This window comes from Cupriavidus oxalaticus (assembly GCF_038900635.1).
GTDB lineage: Bacteria > Pseudomonadota > Gammaproteobacteria > Burkholderiales > Burkholderiaceae > Cupriavidus > Cupriavidus oxalaticus_B.
This window is the reverse complement of sequence record NZ_JAYMRX010000008.1, coordinates 13869-27614: the sequence shown is the minus strand read 5'-3', so window position 1 is coordinate 27614 and position 13746 is coordinate 13869. Positions and strand designations below refer to the sequence as shown.

The 13746-nt window shown below is 67.6% G+C and carries 11 protein-coding genes; 9 read left to right on the top strand and 2 right to left on the bottom strand.

The window, feature by feature from the left end:
• Together VSR71_RS14970 and VSR71_RS14965 are read right to left on the bottom strand one after the other, a co-directional pair.
• Positions 1-531, bottom strand: a complete 531-nt coding sequence (locus VSR71_RS14970; RefSeq protein ID WP_063241938.1) for a MarR family winged helix-turn-helix transcriptional regulator — start codon at positions 529-531, stop codon at positions 1-3.
• Between the two features lie 110 nt (positions 532-641).
• Positions 642-1313 carry an ankyrin repeat domain-containing protein gene (locus VSR71_RS14965; RefSeq protein ID WP_342914642.1) on the bottom strand — a complete coding sequence of 224 codons (672 nt, stop codon included), beginning with the start codon at positions 1311-1313 and terminating at the stop codon, positions 642-644.
• A gap of 591 nt (positions 1314-1904) precedes the next feature.
• Between VSR71_RS14965 and VSR71_RS14960 the strand changes: the two genes are divergently transcribed.
• The 9 genes from VSR71_RS14960 to VSR71_RS14920 all read left to right on the top strand — a co-directional run bounded on the left by VSR71_RS14960 (position 1905) and on the right by VSR71_RS14920 (position 13714).
• The gene (locus VSR71_RS14960; RefSeq protein WP_342914641.1) at positions 1905-2078 is read left to right on the top strand and encodes a hypothetical protein; all 174 of its coding nucleotides are present in this window, start codon (positions 1905-1907) and stop codon (positions 2076-2078) included.
• 34 nt (positions 2079-2112) lie between these two features.
• On the top strand, positions 2113-2805 hold the full coding sequence (locus VSR71_RS14955; protein WP_342914640.1) for an intradiol ring-cleavage dioxygenase: 693 nt from the start codon (positions 2113-2115) through the stop codon (positions 2803-2805).
• A 386-nt stretch (positions 2806-3191) separates the two neighbouring features.
• A complete protein-coding gene (locus VSR71_RS14950; RefSeq protein ID WP_342914852.1) occupies positions 3192-4235 on the top strand; it encodes a TRAP transporter substrate-binding protein in 1044 nt (347 codons plus the stop codon).
• A gap of 19 nt (positions 4236-4254) precedes the next feature.
• Positions 4255-4881: a TRAP transporter small permease subunit gene (locus VSR71_RS14945; protein WP_342914639.1), complete on the top strand. Its 627-nt coding sequence runs from the start codon at positions 4255-4257 to the stop codon at positions 4879-4881.
• Positions 4878-6827, top strand: a complete 1950-nt coding sequence (locus tag VSR71_RS14940; protein WP_342914638.1) for a TRAP transporter large permease — start codon at positions 4878-4880, stop codon at positions 6825-6827. The genes VSR71_RS14945 and VSR71_RS14940 overlap by 4 nt, the downstream gene beginning before the upstream one ends.
• Positions 6828-6852: 25 nt before the next feature.
• The gene (locus VSR71_RS14935) at positions 6853-8337 is read left to right on the top strand and encodes an MFS transporter (protein ID WP_342914637.1); all 1485 of its coding nucleotides are present in this window, start codon (positions 6853-6855) and stop codon (positions 8335-8337) included.
• 532 nt (positions 8338-8869) lie between these two features.
• Complete coding sequence (locus VSR71_RS14930) at positions 8870-10285, top strand: HlyD family secretion protein (RefSeq protein WP_342914636.1); 1416 nt, start codon at positions 8870-8872, stop codon at positions 10283-10285.
• 94 nt (positions 10286-10379) lie between these two features.
• Complete coding sequence (locus VSR71_RS14925; RefSeq protein WP_428979406.1) at positions 10380-11750, top strand: hypothetical protein; 1371 nt, start codon at positions 10380-10382, stop codon at positions 11748-11750.
• Between the two features lie 2 nt (positions 11751-11752).
• On the top strand, positions 11753-13714 hold the full coding sequence (locus tag VSR71_RS14920) for a glycosyltransferase family 2 protein (protein WP_342914635.1): 1962 nt from the start codon (positions 11753-11755) through the stop codon (positions 13712-13714).
• Positions 13715-13746: the final 32 nt, after the last annotated feature.

Sequence of the window (13746 nt, the reverse complement as noted above, 5' to 3'; positions counted from 1 at the left end):
CTACATGCTCCGCAGCACGGTGCGGCTGTACTGGTTGTTGGCTTCCACCAGTGTCGCCAGCAATTCCATGAACACCTCTCGCTGCGCCGGCTTCAGCGGCGCCAGCATGCGCTCCTGCGCGCGCGCCATGTCGGCACGCAGCGAGGTGACCACGCTCTTGCCTTCGCGCGTCAGGTGGACATGGCGCGTGCGCCGGTCCGCAGGGTTCTCGCGGCGCTCGACCAGGCCGCGGTCCTCCAGCCGGCGCACCACATCCATCGTCGTGGTCCGGTCCAGTCCCACTTCCTGCCCAAGCGAAGTCTGGTCTAGTCCCGGCAGCACCGACAACACAGTCAGGATGGCGTACTGCACCGGCGTGATATTGGGCGCCTTGCACTCCTCGAAGAACATCGCCACGTGGATCTGGTGAAGCCGCCGCACTAGAAACCCGGGACGTGCCCAGAGCAGTTCCTTGGCCGGATCCGCTTCCGGCACCGCAGTTGCCGTACTGCCACTTTCACTTGTTGCGTTGCGCTTTGCTCTCGGAGACATCGCCTTCACCATTTTGTATGCACACTGACAGTATATATGAGGCAAGGTTGCGGCGATTCACCTGAGCTGGCCACAACGCGTCGCGTGAATGCCTCGTAGCGGCCGGCACCTCAGCGCGCGCCCGCGGCGCTGAGAATGCGCTCGATCTGCGCATAGCCGCGCTGGCGCGCATGCTGCAGCGGACTGACGCCCTCGCCGTCGGCGAGGTTCACGTTGGCGCGCGCCTGCACCAGCAGGCGCACGATTTCCGTATGCGCGGCGCCGCCGTTGCCGAGGATGATGGCTTCGAGCAGTGCCGTCCATTTCAGCCGGTTGACATGGTCGACATCCACGCCGGCCGCGATCAGCATGCGCACGGTCTCGACATGCCCGCGCTCGGCGGCGGGGATCAGCGCGGTGCCGCCGTAGCGGTTGGTGCTGCGCAGGTCCGCGCCATGGGCCAGCGTCATGCGCAGGATCTCGTTGTGGCCGCGCGCGCCGGCGTAGAGGTAGGGACTGTCCTGGATCGCATCCTTGGCATTGACGTCAGCGCCGGCCTCGATCAGCGCCTTTGCCGCTTGCACCTGGTTGTGATGCGTGGCGACCAGCAGCGCGGTACGTCCCTGCGCATCGCGGGCGTCGATGGTGGCCCCGCTGGCAAGCAGCGCGCGCACGCGTGCGGTGTCCCCGCTGGCCGCGGCGGCATGGAGTTCGGTGGCCGGCGAAGCGCCGGCAGCGGAGGAAACGTGGGTCAGCATGGCGATGACAAAGGCAAGGCAGAGGAGCAGGCGCGCGGCCAGCATGCAAGGATCTCCGTGCGGAATGCGGATGAGAAAAAAAATCAGGCCATGGCCGCGCGGCAGGTGCGCCCTGGGCGCTGCATTCTGTCACGCCGGCACCGCGCGCCGGAAGTTAAGGTTTTGAATGGGATCCAGTGCCAAAGCGAATGACTGGCCACGCGCGCCGCAGGTCAAGCCCACGCCGCCGGCATGGCCATCACACTGTCATCGTCGCTGGCCGATAATGGTTCTGACACCGGTGACCGCGAGGCAACTTGTAACGGCGCGCCCAGGCAAGGAACCGTGCGCTACCGGTGCCGTCAAAGAAACTAGCCGCCTGAGACCGGGCATGTGAATGGGCACCGCGCTGCAGCATTCTCGCCGCAACGCAGCACGCACCACCGCAAGTGCCATGGTTTCCACGGCGCGCTTCTTCGCGCGGGCGCCGCGTGCGCCCTGCAGACTCCCAGCAAACGCCCCCTCTAGCCAAGGAGATGAACGTGCTGAGCCCGCATGAACTTGCTACGCTATTGCTACTAGGAAACGCTCTCCGGAAGTGCCTCTTGGTCCCCGCCGTTTCATCCTTCGGGGACGAGCGCGCCCGATGGACAACTATTGAGCGACGGCCCCGACTCCCTCGATTCGAGCGATTCCCGCCAGATCGATCCCACCGACCTGAATGCCTTGGTCGAAAAACAACTGGTCCAGCTTGAAGTCCTGCACGGTTGCCGGCAGGAACCACGCATCACCAGCCACGGCTACTCGATGCTGAAAGCCATGGGACGCTGAGGCGTCCCGCTCATCACCCAACCGGCTGACCCACATGGACGTGCACCCTGCCGCCGGCTTTGTCGGGACAGCCCGTCCCGACACCGCGCGCCGCCACTTCCTGCAAGAACTAGCGGGCCTGCTCGCGCTCGCCGGCGCCGGCACCGCAGGCGCGCAGGCGCCGGCAGCCTGCCTGCTCACCCCCGAGGCGACCGAAGGGCCCTTTTACCTTGACGACGCGCTGATGCGTGCCGACATCCGCGACGGCCGCCCCGGCCAGCCGCTGCGGCTGCGGCTGCGCGTGGTCGAGGCGCAGCGCGGCTGCGCGCCCGTCCAGGGCGCGCTGGTCAGCGTCTGGCACTGCGACGCCGATGGCAGCTACAGCGGCGAAAGCACCACCAACCGCCAGGCGCGCTACCTGCGCGGCGTGCAGGCCACGGGCGCGGACGGCGTGGCGACGTTCACCACGATCTATCCCGGCTGGTATCCCTCGCGCGCCATCCATATCCATTACAAGGTGCTGCTGGCGCGGTCGGAAGTCCTGACCAGCCAGCTGTATTTCGACGATGCGCTCAGCCGCGAGGTGCTCGGCAGCCACCCTGCCTACCGCGCGCACGGGGTGCCGACGCGGCCGACCACGCGGGATCCGATTGCCGGCAGCCGGCCCAGCACCTTGCGCGTCAGCCAGCCGGGAGAAGCCGGCGGCGCGCTCGAGGGCGAGTTCACGGTAGGGATTGCACGCGTCTGAATCTTGCCGCAATGCCGCATCAGCGCGCGCGCTGGAACATTAAAGTGAGCCAGCCCTCACCGCGCGGGTAATCCCTAGATTGTGGTTCTCTGTCCATTTCCTACCATGAAGGTAATCAAGGGCCACCCTGCACAGCGCGCGTGCAGCTTCCTGGTCCGGCGCTTTCCCGATTTTCCCGACTTTTCCGGTGTTCAAGACAGTGGCGAGCTGCCTCGGCCCATGGCCAGCGCTCGCGGTCATTCCACCCACACATGGAGGCAATCATGGCATCCAGGACGAGGAAAACAGAGGCGAAGCAGGCTGCTCCCGAAACTGGCGGCGCGGGTGGCGTCTCGCGGCGCGGCTTTCTCGGCGGCGCCGCCGGGGCAGCAGCCGGCGCTGCGGCAATGGGATTCCCCGCAGTCGTCAAGGCGCAGGGCCCGGTCACCATGCGCTGGCAGAGCACATGGCCGACCAAGGACATCTTCCATGAGTTCGCCGGCGATTTCGTCACCAAGGTGAACAACATGTCGGGCGGCGACCTGAAGATCGAACTGCTGCCCGCCGGCGCGGTGGTCAAGGCGTTCGACCTGATCGATGCCGTCAGCAAGGGCACCCTCGACGGCGGCCACGGCGTGATCGCGTACTGGTACGGCAAGAACTCCGCGCTGGCGCTGTGGGGCTCCGGCCCCGCGTGGGGCATGGATCCGAACATGCTGCTGGCCTGGCACAAGTACGGCGGCGGCAAGCAGCTGCAGGAAGAGATCTACCGCAGCCTGAACCTCGACGTGGTCTCGTTCCTGTACGGGCCGATGCCGACGCAGCCGCTCGGCTGGTTCAAGAAGCCCATCACCAAGCCGGAGGATTTCAAGGGACTGAAATTCCGCACGGTCGGCCTGTCGATCGACATCTTCACCGGGCTGGGCGCCGCGGTGAACGCGCTGCCCGGCGCCGAAATCGTGCCGGCGATGGACCGCGGCCTGCTCGACGCCGCCGAGTTCAACAATGCCAGTTCTGACCGCGCACTGGGCTTCCAGGACGTGTCCAAGGTCTGCATGCTGCGCAGCTTCCACCAGCCCTCGGAGCAGTTCGAGATCCTGTTCAACCGGAAGCGCTATGACGCGCTGCCCGCCAAGATGAAGGCGCTGATCGCCAACGCGGTGGAGGCGGCGTCGGCGGAAATGTCGATCAAGGCGATCGACCGTTATTCCAAGGACTACCAGGCGCTGCAGGCGCAGGGTGTGAAGTTCTATGCGACGCCCAACTCGGTGCTGCAGGCGCAGCTCAAGGTCTGGGACGAGATCGTGGCGCGCAAGGAGAAGGAAAACCCGATGTTCAAGAAGGTCAACGACTCGATGAAGGCCTTCGCGCAGCGCGCCACCCGCTGGCAGAACGACACCAACGTCGACTTCCGGCTGGCGACAAGCCACTACTTCTCCAAGCGCAGCTGAGCAGCGCCGGGACACCATCGTGCAACGCCTGCTGTTCGGTATCGACCGGGTAAGCACTTTCGTCGGCCAGGCCGGCTCGTGGCTGATCATCGCGCTGACGCTGATGATCAGCTACGAGGTATTCTCGCGCTACGCGCTCGGTGCGCCGCACGCCTGGGTATTCGATGCCAGCAACATGCTGTACGGCACGCTGTTCATGCTGGCCGGCGCCTACACGCTGGCCAAGCGCGGGCACGTGCGCGGCGATATCCTGTATGGCTTCCTGTCGCCGCGCATGCAGGCGGCGATCGACCTGGTGCTGTACCTGGCCTTCTTCTTTCCCGGCGTGATCGCACTGGCCTGGGCCGGCATCGATTTCTTCGAGGTCTCGCTGGCGCAGAACGAGCATTCATCGATCGCGGCGGACGGGCCGCCGATCTACCCGTTCAAGGCGGTGATCCCGATTGCCGGCGCGCTGTTGCTGCTGCAGGGCGTGGCCGAGACCATCCGCTGCGTGCTGTGCCTGCGGCGCGGGCAATGGCCGCCGCGCGAAGGCGATGTCGAGGAAGTTGACGTCGACAAGCTCAAGGAAATGGTGCATGGCACGCCCACGGCCGAGCTGGTCGAGACGCCCCCGCCACCCCACCGCGAGGACGCCGCGCGATGAGAAAGGAACTCTGGTTCGGCGTGACGCTGATGGCGCTGATTGTCGGCGCCGTGATCTGGTTCATGCCCGCGCCTGGCGACTGGACCAACGGGCATCTCGGCCTGCTGATGCTCGCGCTGATCGTGGTGGCGATCATGCTGGGCTTTCCTACCGCGTTCACGCTGATGGGCATGGGCGTGCTGTTCTCATGGCTGGCCTATCGCCACGCCAATCCCGAGATCGCGGTGCAGCAGACGCTGGACCTGATGGTGCAGCGGGCCTATGCCGTCATGACCAATGACGTGCTGATCTCGATCCCGCTGTTCGTCTTCATGGGCTACCTGGTCGAGCGCTCCAACCTGATCGAGAAGCTGTTCCGCAGCCTGCACCTGGCGCTGGCCTGGATCCCCGGCTCGCTGGCAGTGGCCACGCTGGTGACCTGCGCGATCTTCGCGACGGCCACCGGCATTGTCGGCGCCGTGGTCACGCTGATGGGCCTGCTGGCGTTTCCCGCGATGCTGCGCGCCGGCTACAGCACGACGCTGTCGGCCGGCGCAGTCACTGCCGGCGGATGCCTGGGCATCCTGATTCCACCGTCGGTGCTGCTGATCGTGTATGGCGCCACGGCGGGCGTGTCGGTGGTACAGCTCTATGCCGGCGCCTTCTTCCCGGGGCTGATGCTGACCGGGCTCTACATCCTGTACATCCTGATCATCGCCAAGCTCAAGCCGTCGCTGGCGCCGCCGCTGTCCGAGGGCGAACGTGCGGTGCCGCTGCCGGCGCTGGCCAGCACGCTGCAGGCCGGCGGCGCGGTACGCGCACTGCCCGCCTTCGGCGCCGGCATGCTGCGCGCATTCAAGGGCCCGCGCAATGCAGACGTATCCGTCGCCGCGTTCGCGCGCCAATTGGGCATCGTCTTGCTGCCCGCGCTGGCCGTCGCGGTGATCATGGGCACGCTGTACGAGGCAGTGACCGCGCCGGCCGCCAGCGTCGCGGCCGAAGCGCCGCAGGCGCTTGGCGGAGCCGAGGACAGCAGCGCACCCCTGGATGATCTGCAGGCGCCGCCGGATGAATCGCCGGTGCCGGCGCCAGACGCTCCCGCGGGCACCGCGGCACCAGGCGCGACGCCGCCCGCGACTCCCGCTGCAACGCCCGCTGCAACACCGGCCGCACAAGCCGATGCACAGCCGGCACCCGCTGCAAGCGCGGCCACCCCGGCACCGCGCTGGTTCTGGATCACGTCAGGCGTGGTGCTGCTGCTGCTCGCCTACTTCTATTGGCGTTTCAGCCTGGCCCGGCTGGAAATCTTCAAGATGCTGCTGGGTTCGTTCTTCCCGCTGGCGCTGCTGATCCTGGCGGTGCTGGGCTCGATCGTATTCGGGCTGGCCACGCCGACCGAAGCGGCGGCGGTGGGATCGCTGGGCGGTGCGTTGCTGGCAGCCGCCTATCGCCAGCTCAATTTCCGCGTGGTCAAGGAATCGGTGCTGCTGACGGCCAAGACCAGCGCCATGGTGTGCTGGCTGTTCGTGGGCTCGTCGATCTTCTCGGCGGCGTTCGCGCTGCTGGGCGGGCAGGCGCTGGTCGAGCAGTGGGTGCTGTCGCTGAACCTGTCGCCGGTACAGTTCATGATCCTGGCGCAGATCATCATCTTCCTGCTCGGATGGCCGCTGGAATGGACCGAGATCATCATCATCTTCATGCCGATCTTCATCCCGCTGCTGGACAACTTCGGCATCGATCCGCTGTTCTTCGGCCTGCTGGTGGCGCTGAACCTGCAGACCGCGTTCCTGTCGCCGCCGGTGGCGATGGCCGCGTTCTACCTGAAGGGCGTGGCGCCGCCGCACGTGACGCTGAACCAGATCTTCCTCGGCATGCTGCCGTTCATGGGCATCCAGCTGATCGCGCTGCTGCTGCTGTACGTCTTCCCCGGCATCGGCCTCTGGCTGCCCACGGTGCTGTACCGCTGAAGCCGGGCGCCTATACTGGTTGGCAATGCCGAACGCAACGCCAGCCGATAGCGCGCTCGCCACCCTTCCGCTCGATACCGCATTCCGCACCGACATTCCCGGGCGGCTGGACCGCCTGCCGTGGTCGCGCTGGCACTGGCGCGTCACCATCGCGCTGGGCATTGCCTGGGTGCTCGACGGGCTCGAGGTCACGCTGGTGGGCTCGGTCGGCGCCGTGCTGGAGCGTCCGGACACGCTGGGGCTGAGCGCGACGCAGGTCGGCTGGACCGGCTCGCTCTACATACTCGGCGCCGTCATCGGCGCGCTGGTGTTCGGCCGCATGGCCGACCAGCTCGGGCGCAAGCGGCTGTTCCTGGCCACGCTGGCGGTCTATATGCTCGCGACGCTGGCCACCGCGTTCGCGCCGGGCTTTGCCTTCTTTGCCGCCTGCCGCTTCCTGACCGGGCTGGGCATCGGCGGCGAATACGCGGCAATCAATTCCGCCATCGACGAACTGATCCCCGCGCGCGTGCGCGGGCGCGTCAATCTGGCGATCAACGGCAGCTTCTGGCTCGGCGCGGCATTGGGCGCGGGCCTGAGCCTGCTGCTGCTCGATGCACGCGTGCTCGGGCCGGTCTGGGGCTGGCGCGCCTGCTTTGCCCTGGGCGCGCTGCTGGCGGTGGCAATCGTGCTGGTGCGCCGGCACGTGCCCGAGAGCCCGCGCTGGCTGGCCACGCATGGGCGCCTGGAAGAAGCCGAGCGCGTGGTCGCCGCGATCGAGGCCGAGGTGCGGGCAAGCCATGGGCCGCTGCCGCCGGTCGCATCCGATTGCGCCGCCGTCGCGATGCGCCGGCGCGCTGCCCCCGGCGTGGGCGAGGTCATGCGCCTGCTGCTGCGGCGCTATCGCCAGCGCAGCACGATCACGCTGGCGCTGATGGTGGCGCAGGCGTTCTTCTACAACGCCATCTTTTTCACCTATGCGCTGGTGCTGACGCGCTTCTACCACGTTCCGGAAGCGAGGGTAGCGCTATACATCTTCCCGTTCGCACTTGGCAATGCCGCCGGACCCTTCCTGCTGGGTCCGCTATTCGACCATATCGGACGCCGTCGCATGATCGCCGCGACCTATGTGCTGGCCGGCATCGGGCTGGCGCTGACGGGCTGGGCCTTCGTCGAAGGCTGGCTCGATGCGCGCGCGCAGGCGCTGTGCTGGTCGGCAGTGTTCTTCCTGGCTTCGGCGGCAGCGAGTTCCGCTTATCTCACCGCCAGCGAAGTGTTCCCGCTGGAAATGCGCGCCCTGGCGATCTCGGTGTTCTACGCCGTAGGTACCGGTTCCGGCGGGTTTATCGCGCCACTGTTGCTGGGCGCGCTGATCGAGAGCGGCAGCCGCGAAGCCGTGGCCGCGGGCTATGGCCTCGGTGCGGCACTGGTCATCGTCGCCGGCCTGCTGGCGTTGCGTTTTGGCATCGATGCCGAACGCCGTCCGCTGGAACAAGTCGCCCCACCGCTTGCTGCGGATGATCGCGCATAACGCCTGGCAAGCGATCAGTCAGCGCCTGTCCGAAATTCTGCAGCCCGCGCCAGCCAACGTTCCTGGCCCTTGCCTGCAGCCGTCGCGTCCTCCATTGAAAACTGTCAGTTTTAAGGCCGTATTAAGCAGTTCTACGACCTGCCCTTACACATTCTTACAGCAAGCCAGGGGGCAACTGACTAGCCTTAACTCACGCGCGGCGGCCTGAGTGAATGATTCTTCGCGTCAACAGGCTGCCACATCGTGGCCATCGCTGCTGCCCACAGCAGCGATGGCCACGGTTCAACGCTGCCCGAAACAGAACGGGCAAATCCACGGACCGGACCGAGGTCCGATGCAAGGTGCGCCGCCGCGGCTGATTGCCGCAGCGCGCGTGCTGCAGACAACAAGCTGAATTGGGGACTTGCAGGCCGGGCATCGCGCGACAGCCCTTGCGCGACGCCACGCGCTTGCCTGCGAATTTGCTCGTCCGGCATGCGATGCCTGCAGCCGGGAGAGATGCTTTTGAATTGCTTGCCGGAGAACAAAGACCATGGCCGACCAGCGCAACAACCCACCGTCCCCCTCTTCCCCTCAACCTCCACAGCCCCCGCGCCACACCCTGGCTCCGGCGTCGCGGCCCCAGCCGAATGGCGACGGCCTGGTGCAGCGCCAGCATCCCGTGGCCGTCCCACTGTGGCATATCGTGCCGCGCATGGCCGGCTATGGCGTGGTGCTGTTCATCGTGTGGGCGGTGCTGACGATGATGTTTCCAAATGTGTTTACGCGTTCATCGGAGCGTGCGGTGATCAACAGTCCCGTCAGCCTGGTGACCTCGCCGGTCGAAGGCATCGTCATGCAGCAGAAGGTGGCAGCGGGCCAGAGCTTCACCGCCAACCAGCCGCTGATGGCGGTGCAGAACCCGAACATCGACCGTTCACTGCTGGTCGAACTGACCGGCAAGAAGCTCGATACGCAGCAGCGCTACGATTCCGCGCGGGCACGCCTGGAATCGAATCGCCGGCTGATGGGCGCCACCGAGCAGGACCTGCAGCGCTACAACGGCGCCGCGCAGCGCGAGCATGCGACGCGCGTGCGCGCGCTGCAGGCACGGCTGGCGTCGGCCACCGCGCAGGAGGACCAGCAGCAGGAGATCGTCAACCGCAACCAGAACATGCAGTGGGCCGGCGCGGTGAGCGAGGCCTACACCAATGCTTCGCGCTACCAGTTGTCGATGCTGACCAACGCCAAGGCCGCGGTGAAAGCCGAGCTGGACAGCGCCGTCGGCGAAAGCGAAGCCTCGCGCAACAAGGTCTATGCCTCGTCGGCGGACGGCCCCAGCGCATCGCTGTCGCAGCGGCGCCAGGCGCTGAGCGCCGAATCCGCGCAGCTGACCGCCGAACTGGAGCAACTCCAGGCGTACGGCAAGTCAGTCGACGAGTTGCTCGCCACCGAGCAGCAGCGCATCGACCGGCTGTCCAACCTGGAGATCCGGGCGACCGAGCCCGGCACCATCGAAGACCTGATCGCGCAGCCCGGCATGCGCGTTGCAGCGGGCGCGACGCTGGCGCGAGCCAGCAACTGCGCGCAGACGCGCGTGGTGGCAGTGTTCCCGCGCAGCCTCAGCGACAACTTGTTGCCGGGTGCGCGCCTGAACGTGCATGTCGACGGGCTGCCCGCGGCGCTGCCGGCATCGGTGGCGGAGATCCTGCCGCGCGCGCCCGACGGCGACCAGGCGCGCTACTTCGTACCGTTCCCACCGATCGAAAAGAACGAGATCTACGTCATCGCCAAGCTCGACCGGCCGCTGGGCAAGCTGCCGGACAAGCCGAATGCAGCCGCTCCGGCGACCACGGCCAGCGCGGGCGGTACCAAGCCGGCGACCTCCGGCCACTGTGGCATGGGCCGCTGGGCGCGCGTGACGCTGGATCAAAGCTGGCTGGGGCAGCTGCGCGCATCGCTGACCTGAGCCCCCCGACCTGAACGGAGCTGAACGGACCTGAACGGACCTGAACGGACCTGAGCGTCCTGAACGTACCCGAACGGACACCACGGAGACGAGCATGATCCGACCACCGTTGTCCCCACCGCGCATGCGCCGGCTCGCCGCCGCGCTGTTGCTGCCAGCCGCGCTGGCGCTCGCCCCGGCGGCCGCGCATGCGCAAGCGCTGGCGTCGCAGCAAACCCTGCTGGCCGAGGGCTGCAAGGCATTGACCGAGCGGGTCGGCCGCGAAGCCGGCACGGGCCCTGTGTTCCTGGCCAGCTACGAGCCCGCGCCGGGCGGCGAGCCGCTGGTGCCGGCGCTGCGCAACGCCGCCTTCGTCTACGACAACGCGCTGGCCGGCATCGCGCTGGTCGCGTGCAAGCGTCCCGCCGAAGCGCGCCGCATTGCCGACGCCGTGCTGCAGGCCAGCCGGCAGGACCGCCACTATCGCGACGCGCGGCTGCGCAACGCCTATCGCGCCGGCCCGCTGCCCGCAGGGCCAGCACCGTTGCCCGGCTGGTGGGACGAGCCCAGCAAGCGCTGGTTCGAGGACGCCTACCAGGCCGGCACCGCCACCGGCAATGTCGCCTGGGCCGCGCTGCTGCTGCTCGCCGTGCACGAAGCCACGCGCGACGCACGCTACCTGGACGGCGCCGCGGCGCTGATGGGCTGGGTCCACGCGAGCGTGCCCGATACCGGCGCACCCGCGGCCTATACCGGCGGCTTCTTCGGCCACGAGCCCAAGCAGATCCGCCAGGGCTGGAAGTCGACCGAGCACAACGTCGATACCTATGCCGCCTTCAGCTGGCTCGCCAGCCTACGCAACGACCCGCGCTGGCGCGACGGCGCGGCGCTGTCGCGCGGCTTTGTCAATGCCATGTGGCAGCCGCGCGAGGGCCGCTTCGTGATCGGCACGAAAGACGACGGCCGCGGCCTCAATGCCGGCCCGTCCGCGCTCGATGCCGTGCTGTGGCCGCTGATCGCGCTGCCCGATACGCCGCGGGACTGGTACCGCGCGCTGAGCTGGGTCGACGCACGCCATCGCGCCGGCGCGGGTTATGGCTTCAAGGCCAGCCCGGACGGCATCTGGACCGAGGGCACCGGCCAGGCCGCGCTGGTGCTGCTGGCCGCCGGCCGCGCGCAACAGGCGCATCCGTTGTGGCCGCTGCTGCTGTCGCAGCGCGCTCCCTCGGGCCTGCTCTACGCCACGCCCGATGCGCGCATCAGCACGGGGCTATCGATCGGGCCCACGTCGACCACTGAAGACTTCTACTACTTCCACCTTCCGCACCTTGGCGCCACCGCGTGGGCCGTGCTGGCGGCAGCGCGCTGGAATCCGTTCCGTCCCGGCGGCTGCCTGGACCCGTCGTGTCCGCCGCCAGCGATTGCCGCGGCCAGTGCCAACACCCCCAATACTCCCAACACCCCCAACGCCCCTGGCAAGGAGTGACGATGTTCACCCTCTTCCTCGAGAACCAGTCGCTGCTGGCCATCAACGTCGGCGTGCTGCTGGCGATGGTGCTGCTGACGCTGCTGTGCCGCCAGGACCGGCCGATGGACCGCATCCTGTTCGGCGGCATTGCCGGCATGCTGCTGCTGGTCTACCTGACCTGGCGCCTCCGCGAGACGCTGCCGGATTGGCAGCCGACCTTCGCCAGCGCCTGGGCCCATGTGTTCTTTGTGTTCGAGTGCATGACGCTGGCCTACACGCTGCTGTCGATCGTGGTGCTCGGCCGCAACAGCAACCACTCGCCCGCGGCCGACGCCGGCGAATCCGCGCTGCGCCGCGCCACGCACGTGCCGCGCGTGGACATCTTCATCGCCACCTACAACGAAGGACTGGACATCCTGGAAAAGACCATCGTTGCGGCGCTGGCGATCGACTATCCAGATTTCCGCGTCTGGGTGCTCGACGACACGCGCCGCGACTGGCTGCGCGAATTCTGCGGCCGCGTAGGCGCGTACTACGTGACCCGTCCGGACAATACCCACGCCAAGGCCGGCAATCTCAACAACGGCCTGCGCTACAGCGCCGAAGCCGGCGGCGCGCCATACATCCTCGTGCTCGACGCCGACTTCGCGCCCCACCGCAACATCCTGCTGCGCACCGTGGGACTGTTCGGCGACCCGCGCGTGGGCGTGGTGCAGACGCCCCAGTTCTACTACAACGCCGACCCGATCCAGTACAACCTGCGCGCCACCGAGTGCTGGGTCGACGAGCAGCGCGCGTTCTTCGACGTGATGCAGCCGGCCAAGGATGCGTGGGGCACGGCGTTCTGCATCGGCACCTCGTTCGTGGTGCGGCGCGACCTGATCGAGCAGGTCGGCGGCTTCCCCACCGGCACCGTCACCGAAGACATCCACCTCACCTACCGGCTGCTGCGGCACGGCTACATCACGCGCTGGCTGAACGAGCGGCTCAGCGTGGGGCTGTCCGCCGAAGGGTTGCCCGAGTACATCAGCCAGCGCAGCCGCTGGGGGCTGGGCACGGTGCAGGTGGCACTGACCGCCGACGGGCCGCTGCGCGGGCGCGGCTACACCGCGGTGCAGCGGCTGCATTACGTGCATGGGCTGCTGCACTGGATGTCGCGGCCATTCACGCTGATGCTGCTGGCGGGCCCGCTGCTGTACTGGTATTTCGGCGTCTCCACGCTGTACGGCGAGCCGCTGCAGTTCCTGGCCTATGGCCTGCCCGCGCTGGTGGCGTACTGGGCCTACAGCATCTGGATCACCGGCCAGCGCGCGCTGCCGATCTTTACCGAAGTCACGCAGATCGTCGCGTCGCTGGCGGTCACGGCGTCGCTGGTCAGCGCGATGTTCAAGCCGTTCGGGCGGCCGTTCAAGGTCACCAACAAGGGGCTGGACCGTTCGAAGCTGGTGATCCACGGCAAGTTCGCGGCGCTGTACGCGGGCCTGCTGGCGTTATCGGCGCTGGGGCTGGGCCGCGCGCTGGTGGTTGATGCCGATGCGCAGGGGCTGGCCTTCAATACGGTATGGACCGGCGTGGCGCTGATGCTGTACCTGGCTTCATTCCTGGTCTGCGTGGAGCTGCCGCGGCCGCGCAAGGAAGAGCGCTTTCCGCATCGCGCCGCGGCGTTGCTGCGCGTGGACGGGCGCGAATACCGCGTCACCACGCGCGACCTGTCCTGCAACGGCGTGGCCGTGACTACGCCGCTGGCTGCCGCCTTCCAGCCCGGCGCGGAGGGCGCGATGTGGCTGGCGCAGACCGGCTGGATTCCGTGCCGCGTGGTACGGCGCGAGCACCAGTTGCTCGGCATCGCGCTGCATACCGACATGGCCGCGCGTCACAGCCTGATCCGCCTGCTGTTCAGCGATCCCGCACACAACATCGCCCGTCAGGGCCAGCCGCGGCTGGCGATCTCGCGCTTCATGCGGCGCGCGCTGCTGGGCTGAACAATGACTGCCTTTCACTGACTCTCCGGGAA

Coding starts and splice junctions, on each gene's coding strand:
- VSR71_RS14965 (WP_342914642.1), bottom strand. CDS start 1,313: ATGCTGGCCGCGCGCCTGCTCCTCTGCCTTGCCTTTGTCATCGCCATG.
- VSR71_RS14930 (WP_342914636.1), top strand. CDS start 8,870: ATGGCCGACCAGCGCAACAACCCACCGTCCCCCTCTTCCCCTCAACCT.
- VSR71_RS14935 (WP_342914637.1), top strand. CDS start 6,853: ATGCCGAACGCAACGCCAGCCGATAGCGCGCTCGCCACCCTTCCGCTC.
- VSR71_RS14920 (WP_342914635.1), top strand. CDS start 11,753: ATGTTCACCCTCTTCCTCGAGAACCAGTCGCTGCTGGCCATCAACGTC.
- VSR71_RS14940 (WP_342914638.1), top strand. CDS start 4,878: ATGAGAAAGGAACTCTGGTTCGGCGTGACGCTGATGGCGCTGATTGTC.
- VSR71_RS14950 (WP_342914852.1), top strand. CDS start 3,192: ATGGGATTCCCCGCAGTCGTCAAGGCGCAGGGCCCGGTCACCATGCGC.
- VSR71_RS14925 (WP_428979406.1), top strand. CDS start 10,380: ATGATCCGACCACCGTTGTCCCCACCGCGCATGCGCCGGCTCGCCGCC.
- VSR71_RS14970 (WP_063241938.1), bottom strand. CDS start 531: ATGTCTCCGAGAGCAAAGCGCAACGCAACAAGTGAAAGTGGCAGTACG.
- VSR71_RS14955 (WP_342914640.1), top strand. CDS start 2,113: ATGGACGTGCACCCTGCCGCCGGCTTTGTCGGGACAGCCCGTCCCGAC.